Origin of the sequence: Caulobacter sp. RHG1, assembly GCF_013181195.1 — a bacterium.
Classification (GTDB): Bacteria; Pseudomonadota; Alphaproteobacteria; order Caulobacterales; family Caulobacteraceae; genus Caulobacter.
The window spans coordinates 315499-335821 of the sequence record NZ_SMZP01000004.1 but is presented as its reverse complement, the minus strand read 5'-3'; the positions used below and the strand labels follow the sequence as shown (position 1 = coordinate 335821).

General features: G+C 67.8%; 22 protein-coding genes and 2 tRNA genes. 9 read left to right on the top strand and 15 right to left on the bottom strand.

Annotation, left to right across the window (positions count from 1 at the left end):
* Position 1: 1 nt before the first annotated feature.
* Entirely contained in the window at positions 2 to 496 is a 495-nt protein-coding gene (locus E1H18_RS12705) for a GAF domain-containing protein (RefSeq protein WP_172268677.1), read from the bottom strand.
* Positions 497 to 624: 128 nt separating this feature from the next.
* On the opposite strand from E1H18_RS12705, the gene E1H18_RS12700 reads away from it, so the two are divergent.
* Together E1H18_RS12700 and E1H18_RS12695 are read left to right on the top strand one after the other, a co-directional pair.
* The gene (locus E1H18_RS12700) at positions 625 to 1701 is read left to right on the top strand and encodes a serine hydrolase (protein ID WP_172268674.1); all 1077 of its coding nucleotides are present in this window, start codon (positions 625 to 627) and stop codon (positions 1699 to 1701) included.
* Positions 1702 to 1778: 77 nt separating this feature from the next.
* A complete protein-coding gene (locus E1H18_RS12695; protein WP_172268671.1) occupies positions 1779 to 2885 on the top strand; it encodes a hypothetical protein in 1107 nt (368 codons plus the stop codon).
* Here the strand turns inward: E1H18_RS12695 and E1H18_RS12690 are convergent.
* On the bottom strand, positions 2882 to 3196 hold the full coding sequence (locus E1H18_RS12690) for a hypothetical protein (protein WP_172268668.1): 315 nt from the start codon (positions 3194 to 3196) through the stop codon (positions 2882 to 2884). The genes E1H18_RS12695 and E1H18_RS12690 overlap by 4 nt on opposite strands.
* A 356-nt stretch (positions 3197 to 3552) precedes the next feature.
* A tRNA-Ile gene (locus E1H18_RS12685) sits at positions 3553 to 3628 on the bottom strand.
* Positions 3629 to 3779: 151 nt separating this feature from the next.
* Here E1H18_RS12685 and E1H18_RS12680 point away from each other — a divergent pair.
* Positions 3780 to 4523 carry an SIMPL domain-containing protein gene (locus E1H18_RS12680; RefSeq protein ID WP_172268665.1) on the top strand — a complete coding sequence of 248 codons (744 nt, stop codon included), beginning with the start codon at positions 3780 to 3782 and terminating at the stop codon, positions 4521 to 4523.
* A 70-nt stretch (positions 4524 to 4593) separates the two neighbouring features.
* Here the strand turns inward: E1H18_RS12680 and E1H18_RS12675 are convergent, their stop codons facing one another.
* Both E1H18_RS12675 and panD read right to left on the bottom strand, forming a co-directional pair.
* Positions 4594 to 5055 (bottom strand): hypothetical protein, encoded by a 462-nt coding sequence (locus E1H18_RS12675; RefSeq protein WP_172268662.1) that lies wholly within the window; start codon positions 5053 to 5055, stop codon positions 4594 to 4596.
* Positions 5055 to 5411: an aspartate 1-decarboxylase gene (gene panD, locus E1H18_RS12670; protein ID WP_172268659.1), complete on the bottom strand. Its 357-nt coding sequence runs from the start codon at positions 5409 to 5411 to the stop codon at positions 5055 to 5057. Before panD ends, E1H18_RS12675 begins: the two co-directional genes overlap by 1 nt.
* A gap of 189 nt (positions 5412 to 5600) precedes the next feature.
* On the opposite strand from panD, the gene E1H18_RS12665 reads away from it, so the two are divergent.
* From E1H18_RS12665 to E1H18_RS12655, 3 genes are read left to right on the top strand one after another with little or no spacing between them, the layout of a single operon-like run.
* Complete coding sequence (locus E1H18_RS12665) at positions 5601 to 6248, top strand: hypothetical protein (RefSeq protein ID WP_172268657.1); 648 nt, start codon at positions 5601 to 5603, stop codon at positions 6246 to 6248.
* Positions 6249 to 6250: 2 nt separating this feature from the next.
* Complete coding sequence (locus E1H18_RS12660) at positions 6251 to 7150, top strand: M23 family metallopeptidase (protein WP_172268655.1); 900 nt, start codon at positions 6251 to 6253, stop codon at positions 7148 to 7150.
* 9 nt (positions 7151 to 7159) lie between these two features.
* Positions 7160 to 7693, top strand: coding sequence for a dihydrofolate reductase family protein (locus tag E1H18_RS12655; protein WP_172268653.1), 534 nt, complete (start codon positions 7160 to 7162; stop codon positions 7691 to 7693).
* A 6-nt stretch (positions 7694 to 7699) separates the two neighbouring features.
* On the opposite strand, the gene E1H18_RS12650 is transcribed toward E1H18_RS12655, so the two are convergent.
* On the bottom strand, positions 7700 to 8125 hold the full coding sequence (locus tag E1H18_RS12650) for a nuclear transport factor 2 family protein (protein WP_172268651.1): 426 nt from the start codon (positions 8123 to 8125) through the stop codon (positions 7700 to 7702).
* An 11-nt stretch (positions 8126 to 8136) separates the two neighbouring features.
* Positions 8137 to 9168, bottom strand: a complete 1032-nt coding sequence (locus E1H18_RS12645; RefSeq protein WP_172268649.1) for a helix-turn-helix transcriptional regulator — start codon at positions 9166 to 9168, stop codon at positions 8137 to 8139.
* 134 nt (positions 9169 to 9302) lie between these two features.
* Between E1H18_RS12645 and E1H18_RS12640 the strand changes: the two genes are divergently transcribed.
* Entirely contained in the window at positions 9303 to 10100 is a 798-nt protein-coding gene (locus E1H18_RS12640) for a DUF2306 domain-containing protein (protein ID WP_172268647.1), read from the top strand.
* Positions 10101 to 10103: 3 nt separating this feature from the next.
* Here the strand turns inward: E1H18_RS12640 and E1H18_RS12635 are convergent, their stop codons facing one another.
* From E1H18_RS12635 to glmU, 8 genes are all read right to left on the bottom strand, one after another.
* Positions 10104 to 11894, bottom strand: a complete 1791-nt coding sequence (locus E1H18_RS12635; RefSeq protein WP_172268645.1) for a long-chain-acyl-CoA synthetase — start codon at positions 11892 to 11894, stop codon at positions 10104 to 10106.
* Between the two features lie 90 nt (positions 11895 to 11984).
* On the bottom strand, positions 11985 to 12197 hold the full coding sequence (locus E1H18_RS12630) for a hypothetical protein (RefSeq protein WP_172268643.1): 213 nt from the start codon (positions 12195 to 12197) through the stop codon (positions 11985 to 11987).
* 2 nt (positions 12198 to 12199) lie between these two features.
* Complete coding sequence (locus E1H18_RS12625; protein WP_172268640.1) at positions 12200 to 12904, bottom strand: retropepsin-like aspartic protease; 705 nt, start codon at positions 12902 to 12904, stop codon at positions 12200 to 12202.
* A 97-nt stretch (positions 12905 to 13001) separates the two neighbouring features.
* Positions 13002 to 14381 carry a class II 3-deoxy-7-phosphoheptulonate synthase gene (locus tag E1H18_RS12620; protein ID WP_172268637.1) on the bottom strand — a complete coding sequence of 460 codons (1380 nt, stop codon included), beginning with the start codon at positions 14379 to 14381 and terminating at the stop codon, positions 13002 to 13004.
* Between the two features lie 111 nt (positions 14382 to 14492).
* Complete coding sequence (locus tag E1H18_RS12615; protein WP_172268634.1) at positions 14493 to 15725, bottom strand: O-antigen ligase; 1233 nt, start codon at positions 15723 to 15725, stop codon at positions 14493 to 14495.
* A complete protein-coding gene (gene gor / locus E1H18_RS12610; RefSeq protein WP_172268631.1) occupies positions 15722 to 17122 on the bottom strand; it encodes a glutathione-disulfide reductase in 1401 nt (466 codons plus the stop codon). Before gor ends, E1H18_RS12615 begins: the two co-directional genes overlap by 4 nt.
* Positions 17123 to 17166: 44 nt before the next feature.
* The gene (gene rpiA / locus E1H18_RS12605) at positions 17167 to 17850 is read right to left on the bottom strand and encodes a ribose-5-phosphate isomerase RpiA (protein ID WP_172268628.1); all 684 of its coding nucleotides are present in this window, start codon (positions 17848 to 17850) and stop codon (positions 17167 to 17169) included.
* Positions 17847 to 19223 (bottom strand): bifunctional UDP-N-acetylglucosamine diphosphorylase/glucosamine-1-phosphate N-acetyltransferase GlmU, encoded by a 1377-nt coding sequence (gene glmU / locus E1H18_RS12600; protein ID WP_172268625.1) that lies wholly within the window; start codon positions 19221 to 19223, stop codon positions 17847 to 17849. Before glmU ends, rpiA begins: the two co-directional genes overlap by 4 nt.
* Before the next feature lie 70 nt (positions 19224 to 19293).
* On the opposite strand from glmU, the gene E1H18_RS12595 reads away from it, so the two are divergent.
* Complete coding sequence (locus E1H18_RS12595; protein WP_172268622.1) at positions 19294 to 20019, top strand: phosphoglycolate phosphatase; 726 nt, start codon at positions 19294 to 19296, stop codon at positions 20017 to 20019.
* A 48-nt stretch (positions 20020 to 20067) separates the two neighbouring features.
* Positions 20068 to 20142: transfer RNA gene (locus E1H18_RS12590), tRNA-Val, on the top strand.
* The last annotated feature ends 181 nt before the right edge of the window (positions 20143 to 20323 follow it).

The window sequence follows — 20323 nt, the reverse complement described above, 5'->3', positions numbered from 1 at the left end:
ATCAGCCGAACGTCGTTTTCAGGATGGTCTCCAGCCAGTGCTGGTCGGTCTCGTCAAACGCCGCAGGCTGGTCGGAATCGACGTCGAACACCGCGATCAGCTGGCCGTCCGGACCAAAGACCGGGACGACCACCTCGCTCTGCGAGCGGCCGTCGCAGGCGATATGTCCCGGAAATGAGTGCACATCTGGGACAAGCTGTGTCTCACCCGTGGACGCTGCAGCTCCGCACACGCCGCGACCGAACGCGATGCGCAGGCAGCCCAGCGTGCCCTGGTAAGGACCGACCACCAGCTCACGCTCCTTGGCGGGGTCCACGACGTAGAAACCCGTCCAGAAGTAGTGGTCGAAACTGTTGGCCAGCATCGAGGCCACCGTCGCCATGCGTGCGGTGACATTGGGCTCGCCGTCCAGCACTGAGGCGATTTCATCGGCGACCTCGGCATAGCGGGTCGCCTTGTCGGCGGAGAGGGTGATGTCGTTGAACGCTTCGGCCATGGCGGGGATATAGCGCGGCGCGCGAGGGATGTCAGAGGGCCGACGCCGGTTTCGCGCTCATCCCAGCGGGGCCATGGACACGCCGCGCGTCGCACGCGAACAATCGGCAACCTCCAGTGGATGATCCGATGCAGCGCCTTCTCGTCATCATCGCCCTCGTGCTGGCCCTGCCGGCGCTGGCGCGCGCCCAGACCGCACCCCTGCGCCTGAGCGATACCGAGCTGACCCAGGCGCTCGCCGGGCGGCTGACGGAACTTGGCGAAGACTATTCCGGCGTCGTGCTCGTGGCGCGCAACGGCCGGCCGTTCGCGGCCTTCGCCCAGGGCTGGGCCGATCGCGAGCGCAGGATTCCCAATGACGCCACGACCCGGTTCCGCATCGGCTCGATCAACAAGATGCACACCGCCGTCGCCGTGCTGCAGCTTGTCCAGGCCGGTAAGCTCGACCTGCAGGCGCCGCTGATCACCTATCTGAAGGACTATCCCAACGCCGATTGGGCCAGGACTGTCACCCTGCACCACCTGCTGAGCCACACCGGCGGGGCCGGCGACATCTTCGGCCCCGACTACGACGCCCGACGCGAAACGCTGCGCGCGCCCCAGGACTATGTCGACCTTTATGGCGCCCGCGCGCCGGACTTCGAGCCCGGCGCCCTTTGGGACTACTCCAACTACGGCTTCATCTTGCTGGGCCGGGTGGTCGAGGTGGTGTCGGGTCAAAGCTACTTCGACTACGTCCAGGATCACGTCTTTGCGCTGGCCGGCATGACCGGCAGCGGCTTCGCGCCGGAAACTGCAGATGTCCCCGGCCGCGCCGTCGCCTACACGCACGAAGACGCCGCCTATGAGCGTCCCACCCTGCCCTGGCGCGGCACGCCGGCCGGCGGCGGCTATGCGACGGCCGAGGATCTCCTGAAGTTCGTCATCGCCCTGCATGATGGCCGCCTGTTGGACGCCAAGCATCGGCAGCTGATGACCACGGGCCGCTTCGACGACGGTGCGGGCATGAGGTTCGGCTACGGCGTCGCCGTCTATCCCGGCGCGTTGGCCATGGTCGGCCACAACGGCATTGCGCCCGGCATGTCCTGCGACCTGCGGATCATCGCCGACGGCGAAGGCGTCGTCGTCACGCTCAGCAATGTTGCGCCGCCGCTGCAGGCCGGACGCTTGGCCAAGTTCGTCTCGGACCGCTTCACCCCATCCTGAACCCTCCCAAGCTTCGCCTTTCAAGCTCTCTTTAGGATTGCGACGGATAGTGCGGCCAACTCTGGGAGAGCGCATCCATGTCGACCCTGTCCGTCCGTCTGGCCGTTCTTCTGGCCGGAACCAGCCTGCTGACCGCCTGCGCCTCCCGCGACGAAATGGCCGCCCTGCGCCAACCGGCCATGCCGCCGCTGGCTGTGGCGAAGGCTTCGCCGGCCCGCCCCTTCTATCGCAATGTGGTCGTCCAGGCCGTCGAGGGCGCGCCCGAGTTTCGCTGGTTCGACGGCGGAGCCGTGGTCACCACCCGCCCGACCCGCGTCCAGGTCGTCGAGAGCCTGAACAACCACCTTCGCAACGCCGAGATGCTGGCCCCGACGCGCCTCGACGCCGAGTACATGCTCTACACCCAGTTCGAAGGCCTGCGCGGACCCAATGTGTGGCTGGCGACCGACAAGCTGACCTCGGCCCGTGTCACCTTCCGCCTGGTGCGCTGGCGCACGGGCCAGGTGGTGCGCGAGAAGACGATCGAGGCGTCCTATGCGGCGCGCTGGACAGGCTTCACGCCCGAGGTCGCCCGCGCGGCCATCGCGGGCCCGCTAGGCGCCAGCAAGGACCGGGTTCTGGCCCCGCTGGGCGGCGCGATCGGCGGCGCCGTGCTGGGCTACTACCTGAATGAAGAGCCGATCTGGACCATCGCCACCACGCCCGCCGGCGGCCTGATCGGGGCTGGACAGGCCCGGGAGATCGGGGGACCTGACCGCGCCGGCCCCGGCTTCGAGGCCGGCTTCCTCACCGCCTTGGGCGTGGCCACCGCCGCCGGCCGCTTCACCGACCTGGAAGCGGCCCTGGCCGGCGGTGCGATCAGCGCCGCGGGCGCCGCCGCCGGACCTGGCCCGGTCTCGCGCGACATCGCCGCCGACGGCGAGATCACCAGCGCCTTCAACGGCCGCGCCCGTCGCCTGGCCGCCACGCGCGGTCTGATGGACCTGGCGTTCGACCGGTTCATGAGCGATCTCAGCCGCGACGGTTCGGTGGTCTACAAGACCGCCGTCTCGTGCCGCGCCCTGAACGGCGACAGCGGCCGCGGCCCCTATCTGGCCGAGACCGCCACCAGCTACGGCGCCGACTGTCCCGGCGCGGCGTATAACGACGCCAAGACGGCCAAGGCCTTCCCCAGCCGCTTCTAGAGCTTCTCCGCCCGCTGTTCCGCGCGGCGCTTGACCACCCGGAACAGCAGCGGCAACAGCTCCCAGCTGAACGCGCCGACGATGAAGCCGAACAAATAGGCCTCGCGCAGCGGCGTCCACGGGATCACCGGCAGCGCGGCCTTGACGAAGAACACGGCCAGGATCGCCGCGGCCGGCGTGGCGCAAGCCAGCCGCAGCAGCAAATCGCGCAGGGCCACGCGTTCAGGCGAGCCCGCCAGCACCAGCCCATAGACGGCCACGCCGCCCAGCGCGCCCACGATCGCGCGCAGGCGATCGGGATCGAACTCCATCGAGGCCTCCTCCAGCCCGGGATCTTGGGAATGACGGCTCAAAGGCGCTCAGGGCAGCCCCGCCGTTAAGAAATGTGCCGGGCGGCGGCGGAAGAGTCGATCGGTCTCGGAAGCACATGCGTCCGCGATTGACGCAGACTCACCGCGACGATGACGCATCGAGAATTGGAACAAACAGGGAACGATGGTCGTTCAAGTTTTCGCAGCGCTGCGCGCATCACGACAACCTCGGCGGCGACGGGAGCCCCAAGCACAGCTCCCATGACCCGGTGCGTCACACTTCGGTGTAACAGTCCAAGGTCGCAAGGGGCTAAATTCACTGATATTTTAGCGATTTCAAACCCTTATGTTGGGTTTGGTAGGCCTGGAGGGACTCGAACCCCCAACCAGACCGTTATGAGCGGTCGGCTCTAACCATTGAGCTACAGGCCCGCGCGGATACGTGTGTGAGCGTACGCGAGAGCCGGCGAATAACATGAGCCGAACGCGGCTTAAAGCTCCGGTTCAGGTTGGAGCTGTCACGAAAGGAACCATAGGTGTTCGGCCACGCTTCCCCTGCGCCGGACAGCCCTGGAGAATGAAGATGACCAAGACCGCTCGCCGCCTGTCGTCCTACGCCCTGCCCGCCCTGGCTGGCGCGCTGCTGATGGGCGCGGCCGCCCCTGCCCTGGCCCAGAACGACGCGGCCTTCCGCGCCACGACGTTCAGCCTGTCGGCCTATGGCGAGACCAATGTGGCGCCCGACATGGCCACCATCACCCTGGGCGTCCAGACCCAGCAGGCGACCGCCGCCGAGGCCATGAAGGCCAACGGCGTGCAGATGAACCAGGTGATGGCCGCCTTGAAGAAGGCCGGGATCGCCGAGCGCGACATCCAGACCTCGAACCTGAACCTGAACGCGCAGTACGCCTACGAGCAGAACCAGCCGCCCAAGCTGACCGGCTACCAGGCCTCCAACCAGGTGACGATCACCGTCCAGGACCTGAAGAAGCTGGGCGCGGCGGTCGACGCCACGGTCAATGCCGGCGCCAACACGATCAACGGCGTCAGCTTCGGCCTGAAGAACCCGCAGGTCGCCGAGGACGCCGCCCGCCTGGAAGCCGTCAAGGCGCTGCAGGCCAAGGCCGAGCTCTATGGCCGCGCCACCGGCTACAAGGCCGTGCGCCTGGTCAATCTGAACGAAGGCGCGGGCTTCTCGCAGCCCACCCCGCCGATGCCGGTCATGGCCTTCGCCGCCAAGCGTGAGATGGCCGACTCGACCAGCGTCTCGGCCGGCGAGCTGAAGGTGCGGGTGGACGTCAGCGCCACCTACGAAGCCGCGAAGTAAGCGCCCTCAGCGGACGTACTAAAAAGCCGCCGTCGGAGCGATCCGGCGGCGGCTGATTTGTATCCGGAGCCTAGAAGCCGCCCTTCTTGAAGGCCCGCTCGACCCGGTCCTGGATCTCCAGCCCCGGCAGGGCCTTGTCGCCCTCCATGACCGCGACATAGGTCAAGGTGTGGTGCGGCTTGCCTTCGCTGGTCGGCACCGGACCGATCGCCCAGCCGACGGTGTTGGCGGCCACGGCGGGATTGGGACAGCTGAAGAAGCGCGCAGGCCTGCCAGCGCTGGACTTCAGCAGGGCTTCAGCCGTCGCCTCCGCCCCGTCGCAGGTCGGCAGGTTCCGGGCGCAGGTGACGTAGCCGCCAGCGCGCCAGACCAGGCGCCCCTTCTCGTCGCCGATCACCACGCAGGTCGAGGGCGAGCCGATCGAGCGGCCGATCGCGTCGACCAGCACGCTCTCATCGACGCTTTCCGGCAGCTTGGGCGAGCAGGCAGAAAGGCCCGCAGCGACGAGGCCCAGCAGCAACAGCCGCCGCATCAGGCCGCCTTCTTGATCTGGTTGCCTTCATCCAGCAACACCACGGTCGGGGCGTAGTTGCGAGCTTCCTCGGCGGCCATCTGGCAGTAGGTGACCACGATGACGAGGTCGTTCTTCTGCACCAGACGGGCGGCCGCGCCGTTGACGCCGATGACCTTGGAGCCTCGGGGAGCCTCGATGGCGTAGGTGGTGAAGCGCGCGCCGTTGGTGATGTTCAGCACGTCGACCTGCTCGTTGGGCAGGATGCCCGAGGCGTCCAGCAGGTCGCGGTCGATGGCGATCGAGCCCTCGTAGTCGAGGTCGGCCTGGGTGACCGTGGCGCGGTGCAGCTTGGCCTTGAGCATGGTCAGAAGCATGGCGGGGGAAACCTATCCCTTTGATGGAAATATTGTTTTCCGAGCCGCCACACACAAGGCCCGTTATGAGGTCTCGCCATATAGCCACGAACCCCGCCCCACACAATCGCACCGCAGCATCGGAAAACGTTAACAGCGCCGCCATTTCGCGCTATGGATTGAAAGAACACGGTTCTGTGGGGGAAGCCGATGCGTCACCAGAAAGTATGGACGATCGCGGGGGCGGTCGCCGTCGCGACGGTTGCGGGAGCAGCCTTGAGCCTGGCTCAGACCCGGCCCGACAACACGCCGAGAGACGCCGCCGGCGCACCGATCATTCGGCCGGGGATCGCCGCCTTCGCAGCCCCGCCACGCAGCCGATTGGACTGGCAGGGCGCGGTCGGCGGGCTGCGGCAGTCGGGTGGTGCGAGTGAGAGCCTGGGCGCCAATCTCGATAGGGCCGAGGTCGATCGCACGGCCGTGCCAATCCTGCTGCCGCGTGACGCCAAGCTGACGGCCGGAGCGCGGATCTACAGCTTCGGCGATTATTACACGATCACTGCCGACACGGCCGGCGGCGGGGTGTCGCTGAGCGGCACGACCGCGATCGTCCCACTACCGACCAACAAGCCGCTGAAGATCGAGGACGGCCCCGAGATGCTGACCGTCCAGCGCACGGTCGACGGCCAACTGGCCAGCTTCGTACGCTACGGCGTGCTCTACACGGTGGAGATCCGCTGCGACGCGCCGACCGATCCGCGCTGCGCCGACGACAACTATGTGCTGGGGCTGGTCGGCAAGACCAGCGCCGTGGTCATGGGCGCCGCCGCCCGCGCCGCCGCCGGGCTGGGAGGCTGACCATGCGCGCTCTCCCTCTCGCTCTGATCGCCGCCCTGCTCGCCGCTGGCGCGCTGACCGCCTGCGACGACACCACCAAGACCCCCGGCGGCGCGGTCAATCCGCCCTCGCCCGAGCCGGGTCCGCCAAAGCCCGATGACGCGCCGGTCGATGGCGGCGCCGAGCAACCGTCCAGCGAGCCCGTGCCGCCCAGCCCCGATCCTGCCGTGCAGCCCAGCGAGCCGCCAGTCCCATCGCCGGCGACCTTCCAGCACAATCCCGCCGGGGCTCTGCCGACCGGCCAGGGCGCCGGCTATCTGGACCGCACGGTGTGGTCTCCGACCATGTGTTGGCCGCTGGCCGAGGCCGGCTTCGCCAATTCCCAGGTCTATGGCCCGGGCGGCGGCATGGGTCCGGCCGGCAAGCCCAGCCAGTGCGATACGCTGAACTACAGCCTGCCCTGGCGCGACAATTTCTGCGAGGCCCGCTCGCGCTCGAACCCATTGTGCGCCGGAGCCGGCACAGGCCACCAGGGTCAGGACATCCGCCCGGCCAGCTGCAAGAAGAACGAGCACTGGGCCGTGGCCGCCGAGGCCGGCACGGTCACCGACATCGGGACCTATACCGTGACCCTCGTGGCCAAGGCCGCGCCGCACTACACCTATCGCTACCTGCACATGCAGATGGCGACCCTGGCGGTGAAGGAAGGCGACAAGGTCATGGCCGGCCAGAAGCTGGGCAAGGTGTCCAACGACTTCGGCGGCACGCCCACGACCATCCACCTGCATTTCGAGATGCGGGCTGGCGTGGCGGGCGCGACGACCGACGGCAAGCCCATTGCCCTGCACACCTTCCTGCCGCCTTATCTCAGCCTGGCGCAGGCCTATCAGCGCAAGCTGGATGGCAAGACCTGCGGAAACTAGGATCGCCGCATGGCCAAGCTCGTGTTTGGAATGAACGTCTCGCTGGACGGCTATGTCGACCACGACGGCTTCGCGCCCGGCCCCAAGCTGTTCCAGCACTTCATCGACCAGGCCCGGGAGCAGGCCGGCAGCCTCTATGGCCGCCGGCTGTACGAGATCATGCGTTACTGGGACGAGGAGCATCCGGAATGGGACGCCCCTGAGCGCGACTTTGCCGAGGCTTGGCGCGCCCAGCACAAGTGGGTGGCCTCGCGCACCCTGACGCAGGTCGGTCCCAACGCCACGCTGATCGGCGGCGACGACCTGGACGGCGCGATCCGTCGGTTGAAGGACACGGTGGACGGCGAAATCGAGGTCGGCGGCCCGGTGCTGGCGGGCAGCTTGAGCGCCCTGGGCCTGATCGACGCCTACCGCCTCTACCTGCATCCTATCGTGCTGGGCCAGGGCGCGCCCTATTTCGCGGCCAAGCCGCCGCCTCTGCGCCTCGACGCCAGCGAGCCGATGGAAGAGGGCGTGATCCGGCTGACCTACGTCCCGGCTTGATCACTGCTAAGCAGGCTTGCCCAGCAACGCCTTCAGGCCAGGCCCCGCCTTCGCGGCCATGGCCTCGCCCACCGCCACGGCGGCGTTGGCCGGACGGATCATCACTTCGAATTCCCGGATCTTGCCGGCCTCGTCGAAGGTGATCAGGTCGATGCCCTTCAGCTTCTTGTCGCCGACGCGGGCGCTGAATTCCAGCACCACGGAGCCGTGGTCCTCGGACCACAGCTCGCGGTGATAGGCGAAATCCTCGAACACGGTGCTGACCGTCGAGATGATGTGCACCAGCGCCTCGACGCCGGGATAGGGCGAGAAGAAGGCCGGCGAGCGGAACACGACGCTCTCGGCCGCCAGCGACCGCAGGCGATCGAACTCGCGCTTTTCGAAAAGGTCGTGCCAGGTTTCCAGCGCCTGCAGCGCCTGCTCGCGAGCCATGTCGCCTCCCCTTATCGCGCTCCCGGCGTTCGAGCGCCGGATGAAGACACTGTAGAAGCGGCGGCGGCGCGGTCAATGTGGGCGCTCTCCCGCATCGCCGTGCGATAGGCCCGCGGCGTCGCGCCGACCTCGTCGCGGAAGGCGCGGTTGAACGGGCCCAGCGAGGCGAAACCGCAGGCGAAGGCGATCTCCAGGATCGACCGCCGCTCGTCCGGACGGGCCAGCAGCGCCTTGGCGCGGGCGATCCGGTGGTGGTTGATCCAGCGGTTGAAGTTGGCAAAGCCCAGCGCCGTGCTGATGCCTTGCGAGACCCGATATTCCGGCTCGCCCAGGCGCGCGGCGACGTCGGCGATCTTCAGCTCGGGCCGAAGGTCGATCGCCTCGTCGGCCAGCAGCCGCCGCAGCCGCTCGGCCAGGCGCGCATCGTCTTCGGTCGGGGCGCGGCGCACAGTCCGCGCCGCCAGCGGCTGAGCCTGCCGGAACCACACCGCGGCCAGCACGGCGATCAACCCCACGACAGCGCAAGCGCCCTTGATCAGGTCGTCCTGCGCGGCGTCGCTCGCGGCGCGCAGCCCCAGGACCGAGGCGGCCACCAGCACGGCGTAGACGGCGACGAAGGCGAACCGGAACCGCTTCTCGACAGCCGGCAGGTCGCGACCATAGCGCTGGAAGGGTTCGACGAAGGTCAGCAGCAGCGCCGCCGAGCCGCTGAGCGCATAGATGTTGCCGGCGACGCGCCCGGCCATCCCGCCGGCCGGCAGCAGCTCGGATAGCCCTCCGCTGACTGCGACGACCAAGGCCACGACCGGCGCCCATCGCACGTCGCGCTCGGCCGGATCGAACAGGGCTCGGGCTACCAGCCAAGCCCAGCCGCAGGCTCCGACGCCGACAACCGAGAAGGCCGCGGCGGCGCGGCCATCGACGATCCGGGCCAGGATGTAGCAGACGAACGAGACCGTCGCGATCGCCGCCCAGGTCCGCAGACGTCCGGGCCCCTTCCCCGTCGCCGCGATCGCACCGCCGAATGTCGTCGCCCAAGCCATGCGCGCCTCCCCGCCTGAAATTGCCCCGGCGCGGAAATTATCTCTAGCCGAATTCCAAATCGGCGAGACCCGGCGTCCGAAGCGCCGCCATCCCTGCCGCCGACCTCAGCTCCGAGGTCGCGTCAGGAGCTTTCATGTCGATCTCATCCTTGCCCAAGAGCGCCCTGCACTGGGCGGGCGTCCTCTGGTTCACGATCGCCGCCATCGGCCAGGCCGCCTTCATCGGCTTCATCCTGGCCTTCTACGGTGTGCGCACCGCGTGCGGCGACTTCGCCGGCTGGAACGACAAGCCCCTGATCGACGGCTATGTGAAGGGCGACGACCTGGGCAATGTCGTCTTCGCCGTCCACGTGCTGCTGGCGTCCGTGGTGACGCTGTGCGGCCTGATGCAGCTGGTCCCGGCGCTGCGCAACAGGTGGCCGCGCGTGCACCGCTGGACCGGGCGGACCTTCCTGTCCCTGGCCATCTTCATGGCCCTGAGCGGCGTCTGGCTGGAGGTCGTACGCGGGACCTATCTGTCGATGATCTCGGCCGTCGCCACCCTGATCAACGGCGTGCTGATCCTGGTCTTCGCCGCCTTCGCCTGGCGGCACGCGATCAAGCGGCGGTTCGAGGCACATCGACGCTGGGCCATGCGGACCTTCATGGTGGTCAGCGGCGTCTGGTTCCTCCGGGTCGGCCTGATGGGCTGGATCCTGGTCAATCGCGGGCCGGTGGGCATGAACGACACCCTGTCCGGCCCGACGGACATCGTCATGACCTTCGGCAGCTACCTGATCCCGCTGGCGATCCTGGAGCTGTACGCCGCGGCCCAGCGCAGCCAGAGCGGCGTCCTGAAGGGCGCGGCGGCGACCGTGCTGACGCTGGCAACCGCCTTCACGGCCGCCGGCGTCTTCGGCACGATCGCCTTCATGTGGGTCCCGTACCTGTGAGGCCTAGAGCTTGAACGCCCCGCCTTCGATCTTGGCGTGCAGGGCCTTGGTGATCTTCACATAGCCCTTCTCGGCGTCGCGGAAGTACAGCGGATCCTTGGTCTTGGCCGGGTCGAAGCCCTCGGTGACCAGGTCGATCTTGCGATACTTGAAGGTGCCGGTCGTTTCGATCGCCGGCTGCAGGCGCACGAATAGCGGACGGGCGTAGGTCGGCAGCTGCTCGTCGACATGCTTGGCGAAGGCGACCAGGTCGAACTCCGGCGTGGTGACCAGCGAGACCATGCCGGCCTTGCCGTCCAGGTCGGCGATCTTGACGCCGTAGACGTTGATCTCCTGCACGCCGTCGAAGCCGGCCAAGCGCTCGGACACCTCGCTGGTGGCGACGTTCTCGCCCTTCCAGCGGAAGGTGTCGCCGATGCGATCGACGAAATAGATGTAGCCATCGCTGTCGATGCGCATCAGGTCGCCGGTGCGGAACCAGGCGTCGCCCTTCTGGAAGACGTCGTGCAGCACCTTCTTCTCGGTGGCGGCCTTGTCGGCATAGCCCACGAAGTTGGAGCGCGCGTCGCTGCCGATGTGGCCGATACACTCGCCGACCTCGCCCGGCTTGACCTCGATGCAATTGCCATCGGTCCCGCGCACGGGCTCCTCGGCCTCGACGTCGAACTTGACGATGCGGATGTTGAACTTGCTGCGCAGGTAGCGGGGGATGCGGCCCACTGCGCCGCGGCGGCCGTCGAAGTTGAACAGCGAGACGTTGCCCTCGGTCGCGCCGTAGAACTCCAGCACGTCGCCGACCTTGAAGCGGTCCAGCATGTCGTTCCAGACGTCCGGACGCAGGCCGTTGCCGAAGATCATGCGCAGCTTGTGAGCGCGCTCCAGCTCATGTTCGGGCTGGTTGGCCAGGTAGCGGCACAGCTCGCCGATATAGACGAACATCGTGCAGTTCTCCTGCACGACGTCGGGCCAGAAGTGGGTGGCCGAGAACTTCTTGCGCAGCACGATCGAGCCGCCGTTCAGCAGGCCCGCGCCCAGGGCGCAGAGGCCGCCGGTGGCGTGGTACAGCGGCAGGGTCACATAGATCCGGTCGGTTTCCTTGGCGCCCGTCGAGCCCGCGAAGCCGCGCATGTAGAGCTGGGCCCGCATGTGGGTGATGCGCGCGGCCTTGGGCAGGCCAGTGGTGCCGCTGGTGAAGATGAACAGCGCCGTGTCGCGGGCGGTCAGACCGTCGCGCGCCGTCTCGCGGTCGGGACGAAGCTGGCTGCAGCTCTTCAGCGCCTTCACGAGGTCGCGCTGCTCGCCGTGGGCCGCGCCCAGCACCCACTGGTGCATGTGGCGGTCCAGCTGACCCTTCACGTCCTCGAAGCAAGGCGAGGTCTCGGGATCGACGATGCAGTGCAGGGCCTGGGAGATCTTCAGGCAGTGGGCCAGCGCCGCGCCGGTCAGCTGGTTGTTGATCAAGGCCGTGGCCACGCCGACCTTGGTCAGGCCGTACCAGATGGCCATGTATTCCAGCCGGTTGGGCATGAACAGCGCCACCGTCTGGCCGCGCGTGATCCCCTGCCCCTTGGCCCAATGCGCATAGCGGTTGGCCATCGCGTCCAGCTCGGCATAGCTGATCGTCTTGCCTTCGAAGGTGATCGCCGGACGGTCGCGCCATTTGTCGACGGCCGCTTCCAGGTCGTCGCAGATCAGGTTCGTGCTGTCGGGAGCGATCGACTTCACGCGCTTCAGCGTACGGGTCAGGCCCCCGAGGAACTTCAGCTCCCGCTTGATCTTCACGCTCAGACGCATACGGCTCTCCCTATTAAAACAACCATTGGGGAGCACTGCGGGTCGGGTCAAGCCGAGCGGCGCTGCATTGCACAAACTATCGGGGTTCGATCAGTCGACGCCGCTCCAGGAAGGCCCGGAAACCTTGAAGCGCACCTCGCCCGCCCGGAAATCCAGAGCGACCGTCTCAAAGTGTTGCAGGATGTCCGAGCCGATCAGAACCGCCGGTTCGTCGTGCATGCCCCAGAAATCGAACGTGTGAATCGGTCCGATCACCATCGGGACCCGACGCAGAATCACCTTCCCCAGCGTCAGGCTGCTCATCATCACCCGCCGCCCGGGCAGAACCTGTCCCGTGACGCTGCGCAGCTCGGTGTCGATGGCCGGACCGATGATCGCCCCCTTGGCCAGCGCCTCGGCGAAGAAGGCGGGTTGCCGACCGTCGTCGTGGAGCCCGTGTCGACGAAGGCGATGATCCGCCGGCTGGGCATGAAGGCGTCGATCAGGGTCAGGCCGCTCTTCTGCAGCCGCGCCTTCACCGTGAAGGTGGTGGGATCGGGAACCGGCAGCCCCTCGCCCACCGTCATGCGGCGGCGCTTGAAGTCCAGCAGCAGACTGGCCCGGCCCAGCCATTCCAGGCCCAGTATGCCGTCGACATCGAGCGTCGCCCGCGGCAGCACCGAAAGGGTCATCCCCTGGCGCACCCGGCGGCCGACCGCCAACCTCTCGACCGTTACGGTGTCAACGCTCTGGGCGCCGGCGATGCCATGCATCTCGCTGCGCCGGCCGCGCGCCAATCCCAGCTGGTCGGCAACTTCGGCGGCGATCACCGAGCTGTTGGCCCCGGTGTCGACCATAAAGGCGAAAGGGCCCTGGCCGTTGACCATCGTCGCGACGGTCAGGCGGCGGGCCTTGTCGAGATAGCGAAGAGCGTCTGAGGAGGATTGCCGGCTCCGCGCGCCGGCGGGCGCCAGCGCCGCAGCGGCCAGCGCGCCGGTCAACAAGCGACGCCTGGAGCCCTGTGCGGCCATGCGCGTCCTCCCCCCAAGGAAGATCTTACTGGGGAGAGGACGCTATACGGCTCTGCGAAGTGACGCCAGATAGCGCCGTTCGCTGACGATCCTGATCTTAGCCGACGGCCTGGCGACGTTGGTCGTCGCGGGCGGCCTTGAGCTTCTCGGCCACCAGGAAGGCCAGTTCCAGCGCCTGCTCGCCGTTCAGGCGCGGGTCGCAGTGCGTGTGGTAGCGGTCGGCGAGGTCCGTTTCCGAGACCGCACGAGCGCCGCCCAGGCATTCGGTGACGTTCTGGCCGGTCATCTCCAGATGGACGCCGCCCGGGTGGACGCCTTCCGCCTGGGCGATCTCCACGAAGCTCTTCACCTCGCCGAGGATGCGGTCGAACGGCCGGGTCTTGTAGCCGGTCGAAGCCTTCAGCGTGTTGCCGTGCATCGGGTCGGTGGCCCAGACCACCGAGCGACCGGCGGCCTTGGTGGCCTTCATCAGGCGCGGCAGGCGGTCGGCGATCTTGTCCGAACCGAAGCGGCCGTACAGGGTCAGGCGACCCGGTTCGTTGTTCGGGTTCAGCACGTCGATCAGGCGCAGGAGGTCGTCTCCCTCCATGGTCGGGCCGCACTTCAGGCCGATCGGGTTCTTCACGCCGCGCATGAACTCGATGTGCGCGCCGTCCAGCTGACGGGTGCGCTCGCCGATCCACAGCAGGTGGGCGCTGGTGTCGTACCACTCGCCCGAGGTGCTATCGACGCGGGTCATGGCTTCCTCGAAGCCCAGCAGCAGGGCTTCGTGGCTGGTGAAGAACTCCACGCGCTTCAGGTCGGGTTGGGTGTCAGGCGTGACGCCGACGGCCGACATGAAGGTCAGGGCCTCGCTGATCTTTTCCGACAGCTCGCGGTATCGCGCGCCCTGCGGGCTGTCGCCCACGAAGCCCAGCGTCCAGCGATGGATGTTGTAGAGATCGGCATAGCCGCCGCTGGCGAAGGCGCGCAGCAGGTTCAGGGTCGCCGCCGACTGGCCGTAGGCCTTCAGCAGGCGGTCCGGATCCGGCAGGCGCTCGCCTTCGTTGAAGTCCATGCCGTTGATGATGTCGCCGCGATAGGACGGCAGCGTCACGCCGTCGATCGTCTCGATCGGCTCCGAGCGCGGCTTGGCGAACTGGCCGGCGATGCGCCCGACCTTCACGACCGGCTTGCCGCCGGCGAAGGTCAGCACCACCGCCATCTGCAGGATCAGGCGGAAGGTGTCGCGGATGTTGTCCGCGTGGAATTCCTTGAAGCTCTCGGCGCAATCGCCGCCCTGCAGCAGGAACGCGCGGCCTTCGGCCACGTCGCCCAGCAGGCTCTTCAGACGGCGCGCCTCGCCCGCAAACACCAGCGGCGGCATCTGGCGAAGCGTTTGCTCGACCCGGTCCACAGCGCCCGCATCCGGATAATCGGACGGGATGTGTTTGGCGGGTTTAGCTCTCCAGGCGGCGGGGGTCCAACGGGCGGTCATGTCAGGCTCTGTAACTAGAAGGGCGGCGTAGATACCGCGAACGGAATAAAAAGGCAAAATCGTGCGGCGCGATACCGCAGATAGCCCAGGGCTGGAAATTTCGTTGTCGCGTTACCGGAAAGCAGCGCTCGATTTTTGCGCGACCCCGCAGGCGATGACGGTCAGCGCCCCAAGCGCCAACCACCATTCCTGCCAGACGCCGAAGCTCAGGCCGCCGATCACCAGATAGGAGACCGTAGCCGCCGCCGCCATGGCGCCGTCGCGGCGATTGGCTTCGGTCCAGCCGACGACGCGGTACAGCACCCAGGCGAAGAAGGCCGCGACCAGGGCCGCGCCGACCGCGCCCAGCTCCAGCCACAGCTGCATAGCCGCGTTGTGGGTGTGCAGCGGAATAGCGTCGCCGAAGGTGCGGCTGGCGTCGATCCCCCAGCCGCGCAGGGCATGGTGCAGGATCTGGTTGGCCGTGAACGCCCAGATGTTCAGCCGGTGGTCCCAGGACGGCGGCACCAGCACGTGCAGCCACGAGAAGAAGCCCGACCGCACGCCCCACAGCACCACCATCGGCGCGAAAATGAACGGCGTGATCACGATCGGGATCAGGGCGCGAGCGAACGGCTTGCCGAGCAGGCGAACGCCCAGCCAGGTCAGGCCGCCCAGCAGGATGGCCGCCACCGGCGCGTCGGCTCCGGTCAGGTGGCCGCCCAGGGCGATCGCCCCAGCGAGCAGGGCGATCAGGACGTTGCGGCCACGGAAGCCCTTGGCGTCCAGGATGCGGGCGCAAGGCCAGATCAGCAGGGCCAGCGGGTACATGGCCAGCGACACCTTGACCATCGCCAGGTCAGGACGGATCGGATCGCCGCTCACCACGCGCAGCGCCTGGTAGATGCCGGCCTTCAGCAGTCCGTCCAGCACGCCGACCAGGGCCAGCAGGCCCATGCCGATCAGCATCGCCCAGCCCGCCAGTCGGGCCGAACGCTGCGACATGCTTCCGAGCGCCGCCACCGCCGCGCCGTAGAAGACCAGTTGCAGCAGCAGTTTCAGGGCCGTGAAGTTACCGAGGTCCTTGCCGCGCTGCAGCCGGGCCAGCTCCGGCGCGGCCGGGCTCCAGGCCAGGCTGACCAGCGCCCAGACCACCAGCGCCGCCAGCAGCGCCATAGGCCCGACGGCCGGCCGCGACCGCGTCAGGCCCGGAAGCGCCAGCAAGCCCACCAGGGTGAGCAGCGGCGCAAAGCCCAGCGGGGCCAGGTAGCCCAGCAGCGGCGTCATCACCATCAGGAATACGGCGACGCCGCCCAGCCAGCGCGTGCGGCGCTCACCCTCCCCCGAGATCTCGTCGTGCGTCATCCAATCCCGCCGACTTCGACGGGCGTGTACTTCTCGCGAAGGGTCACCAGTTCCTCGGCCAGGGTCGGATGGACCGCGCAGGTCGAGTCCCACTGCTGCTTGGTCACGCCCATCTTCACGGCGATGGCGGCCATCTGGATGATCTCGGGCGAGTCCGGGCCCACCACGTGGACGCCGACGACCTTCTGATCCTCGGGATTGACCACCAGCTTGACCAGGCAGCGCTCCTGGCCGCCGTAGAAGGTGATCTTCATCGGCCGGAACACCGAGCGATAGATGTCGGCCCCGCCGAACGCGTGGCGCGCCTCGGCTTCCGTCATGCCCACCGAGCCGACCGGCGGCTGCGAGAACACCGCCGAGGCGACGCACTCGTGATCGAAGGTCGTGGGGTTGTTGTAGAACTCGGTCTGGGCGAAGGCCGCGCCCTCGCGGATCGCCACCGGCGTCAAGTTGATGCGGTCGGTGACGTCGCCGACCGCCCAGATGCTGGCGACATTGGTCTTGGAGTGGTCGTCGACGATGATCGCGCCACGCTCGTTCAGCTTCACGCCCGCCTTCTCCAGGCCCAGCCCCTCGACATAGGGGTCGCGGCCGGTGGCGAACATCACCGCCTCGGTCTCGAAGGTCAGCTCGTTGGTCAGGGTGCTGACCAGGGTTCCGTCCTCGGCCTTCTCGATGCGCTGGTGCGAGCAGCCCAGCACCACCTTGATGCCGCGCTTTTCCAGCTCGTCGGCCAAGTGGGCGCGGACGTCGTCGTCGAAGCCGCGCAGGATGTTGGCGCCGCGGTACAGCAGCGTCGTCTGCACGCCCAGGCCGTTGAAGATGCCGGCGAACTCGACCGCGATATAGCCGCCGCCGACGATCAGGATGCTCTTGGGCAGCTTGGGCAGATGGAAGGCTTCATCCGAGATAAAGCCGTGCTCCGCGCCCGGGAAATCCGGCTTCACCGGACGGCCGCCAGTGGCGATCAGGATCTTCTTGGCCGTGTAGGTTCCGGCGTCGTTACTGCCGTCCTTGGGCAGGATCTCGACGGTGTGGGCGTCGACGATCTGGGCGCGGCCGTGCAGCAGGTGCGCGCCGGCCTTCTGCAGGTTGGTGACGTACATGCCCGACAGGCGGGCGATCTCGACGTCCTTATCGTGGATGAAGCGCTTCCAGTCGAAGCTGGCCTCGCCGATGGTCCAGCCGTAGCCCTTGGCGGTCTTCAGCTGACTGGTGACCTCGGCGGCATAGACCATGAACTTCTTGGGCACGCAGCCGCGGATCACGCAGGTGCCGCCGACCCGATACTCCTCGGCCACGGCGACCTTGGCGCCGGTCATGGCGGCCAGCCGGCCCGCCCGCACGCCGCCCGAACCGGCGCCGATGACGAAGAGATCGAAGTCGTAGTCAGCCACGGCGGCCTCCGGAACTTAAGCTTTGGTCGCTCTAATGTAGGACGTCAGGGAACGTGGCGCACCACACCCTGATCCGTGCCGACCAGCGCCTCGTCGGCGAGATCCAGGAACAGGCCGTGGTCGACCACGCCCGTCACGCTCTTCAGCGCCGCGGCCAGGGCTGTCGGATCGGTGATGGCGCCCGAGGCCATGTCGTAGATCAGATTGCCGCCGTCGGTGACCACCATGCCTCGATCGGCCTGGCGCAGGCGCGGCGGCGGCAGGTCGAACTCGGCGGCGATGTCGGCCAGGCGCCAGCTGGTGTGGACGTGGCCGAAGCGAACCACTTCGATCGGCAGCGGGAACTTGCCCAGAACATCGACCTTCTTGGCCGCGTCGGCGATGACCACGCAGCGGGTCGAGGCTTCCCAGACCAGCTTCTCGCGCAGCAGCGCCGCGCCGCCGCCCTTGATCAGAGACAGGCCCGGGCCGATCTCGTCGGCGCCGTCCACGGTCAGGTCGATGGTCTTGACGTCATCCAGCGCCGCCAGCGGAATGCCCAGCTCGCGGGCCAGAGTGGCGGTGGCTTCGGAGGTCGGCACGCCACGGATGTCGGACAGCTTGCGAGCCGCCAGCGCCTTGACGAACCAGGCGGCCGTCGAGCCAGTGCCCAGGCCCACCGTCATGCCATTCTCGACGAGCTGCGCGGCCGCTTCGCCCGAGATACGCTTCTGGTCGTCGGCGCTCATTTCTTCGCATCCTTCTTGGCTTGCTTCAGGGCGCGGAACTTCGTCGCCCATCCAGCCTTGGTCGTCTGTTCGGCGCGCGACAGGGCCAAGGCCCCGTCCTCGACGTCCTTGGTGATCACCGAGCCCGAGCCGGTCATCGCCCCGTCGCCGACGCGCACGGGGGCGACCAGGGCGCTGTTGGAGCCGATGAAGGCGCCCTTGCCGACATGGGTCTCGAACTTCTCGAAGCCGTCGTAATTGCAGAAGATGGTGCCGGCCCCGATATTGGCCTTCTCGCCCACCGAGCCGTCACCCAGATAGCTCAGGTGATTGGCCTTCGCGCCCTTGCCCACCTTCACCTTCTTCACTTCAACGAAATTGCCGATATGGGCCTCGGGGCCGATCTCGGCGCCCGGACGCAGACGGGCATAGGGTCCGATCAGGGCGCCTTCGCCCACAACCGCGCCTTCCAGGTGGCTGAAGGCCTTGATCACCGCGCCGGTCTCGACGCTGACGCCGGGGCCGAAGACCACGAACTGTTCGACCACCGCCCCACCGGCGACTTGCGTGTCCCACGACAGGTGGACGGTGTCGGGCGCGGGCATGGTCACGCCCTCGACCATCAGGCTGCGGCGGCGCGCGCCTTGCCAGACGGCCTCGGCGGCGGCCAGTTCGGCCTGCGAATTAACGCCCTGCACCGAAGCCTCCGGCGCGAAGGCCGCCCGGGTCGAAAGCTTGCGCTCATGGGCCAGGCCCACGACGTCGGTGAGGTAGTATTCGCCCTTGGCGTTGTCGTTGCCGACATCAGCCAGCAGGCTGAACAGCGTCGCGCAATCCGCGGCCAGGACGCCCGAGTTGCAGTGCTTGACCTGCTTGGTGACCAGGTCGGCGTCCTTCTCCTCGACGATGCGCAGCAGCACTTGGCCCGGCGCCAGGACCAGACGGCCATAGCCGGTCGGATTGGCGGCTTCGAAGCCCAGCACGGCGACGTCGGTCCCGCTGGCCATCAGGTCGAACAGCGGCATGATCACCGGCGCGGTCGTCAGCGGGCAGTCGGCGAAGGTGACGACTACGTCGCCGTCGAAATCGGCCAGGGCGTCCTTGGCCGCCAGCACGGCGTGGCCGGTGCCCAGCGGCGGATCCTGCACGACGGTGGCATTGGGGCCGAGACGCTTGCGAGCGTGCTCGCCGACCTGCGGGCTGTGGGCGCCGACCACGACGACGATCCGCTCGCAGCCCAGGCCCTCGGCGGCGTCGATCGCCAGGTCCATCAAGGTGCGACCGGCGACCTTGTGCAGCACCTTGGGCGTCGGCGACTTCATCCGCGTGCCCTGGCCGGCGGCCAGGATCACGGCGGCGCGCGGGCGGGCGGTGGCGGAAACGGAATCAGTCATGGGCGTGGGCGACTCCCTGGAGCGCGTTCAGCGTTGCATTAGCCGCCCAATTGGCGGAAAGGCCAGTCCCATGAGCCAGCTTCATGACCTGAAAGAGGCCCTATCTGGGGCCACGATCGCCTTCGACCTCGACGGCACCCTGGTCGACACCGCCCCCGACCTTGTCGGCGCGCTGAACGCGATCCTGGCCCAGGAAGCCCTCCCCCCTCTGCCCTTCGACGACGTGCGGCTGATGGTTGGTCGTGGAGCGCGGGCTCTGCTGGAACGCGGCTTCGCCGCCGCCGGCTCGCCCCTGGACGCCGAGCGCGCCCCGCCGCTGGTCCAGCGCTTCATCGACCACTACCTGACCCGCATCGCCGACGAGAGCGCCCCCTTCCCCGGCGTGGTCGAGGTGCTGACCCAACTGAAGATCGCCGGCGCCAAGCTCGTCGTCTGCACGAACAAGCTGACCAACCTGTCGGTCGCCCTGCTGGACGCCGTGGAGCTGACGCCCTTCTTCGACGCGGTGATCGGCGCCGACAGCGCCCCCGCCGCCAAGCCCGACGGCCGCCACGTCGCCGCCGCCATCGCCGCCGTCGGTGGCGATCCGGCCCGCGCCGTCATGGTCGGCGACAGCATCAACGACGCCCTCGGCGCCAAGAACGCCGGCGTGCCCAGCGTGATGGTCTCGTTCGGCTACACCGAGGAGCCGGTCGACACGCTGGGCGGCGATCTGGTCATCCACAGCTTTTTGGACGTGCCTAAGGCCTGTATCTCGCTATTGGCCTCTTGCCCCGCGCCGAACACCAGATTATAGACCCCCTCCTCTCGCGGATCGGTCCCTCGCGGCCCGAACCGACAAGGCGGATGCTTAGCTCAGCGGGAGAGCACCTCGTTCACACCGAGGGGGTCGCAGGTTCAATCCCTGCAGCATCCACCATTCCTCTTCCTGAAAATTCAGGGATCTCCCGTGCATCGCGCAGTTGATCTCGTGCGCCCTGCCCGCCGCCCTGCAGAGCGCGTTACGGGACGATAGGATCAGGCGACGCTAAATCTAATCCAATGAAGTCAGATCGAGCTGGAACGGAAAACTCCACCCCAGATAACATATCGATAAGACT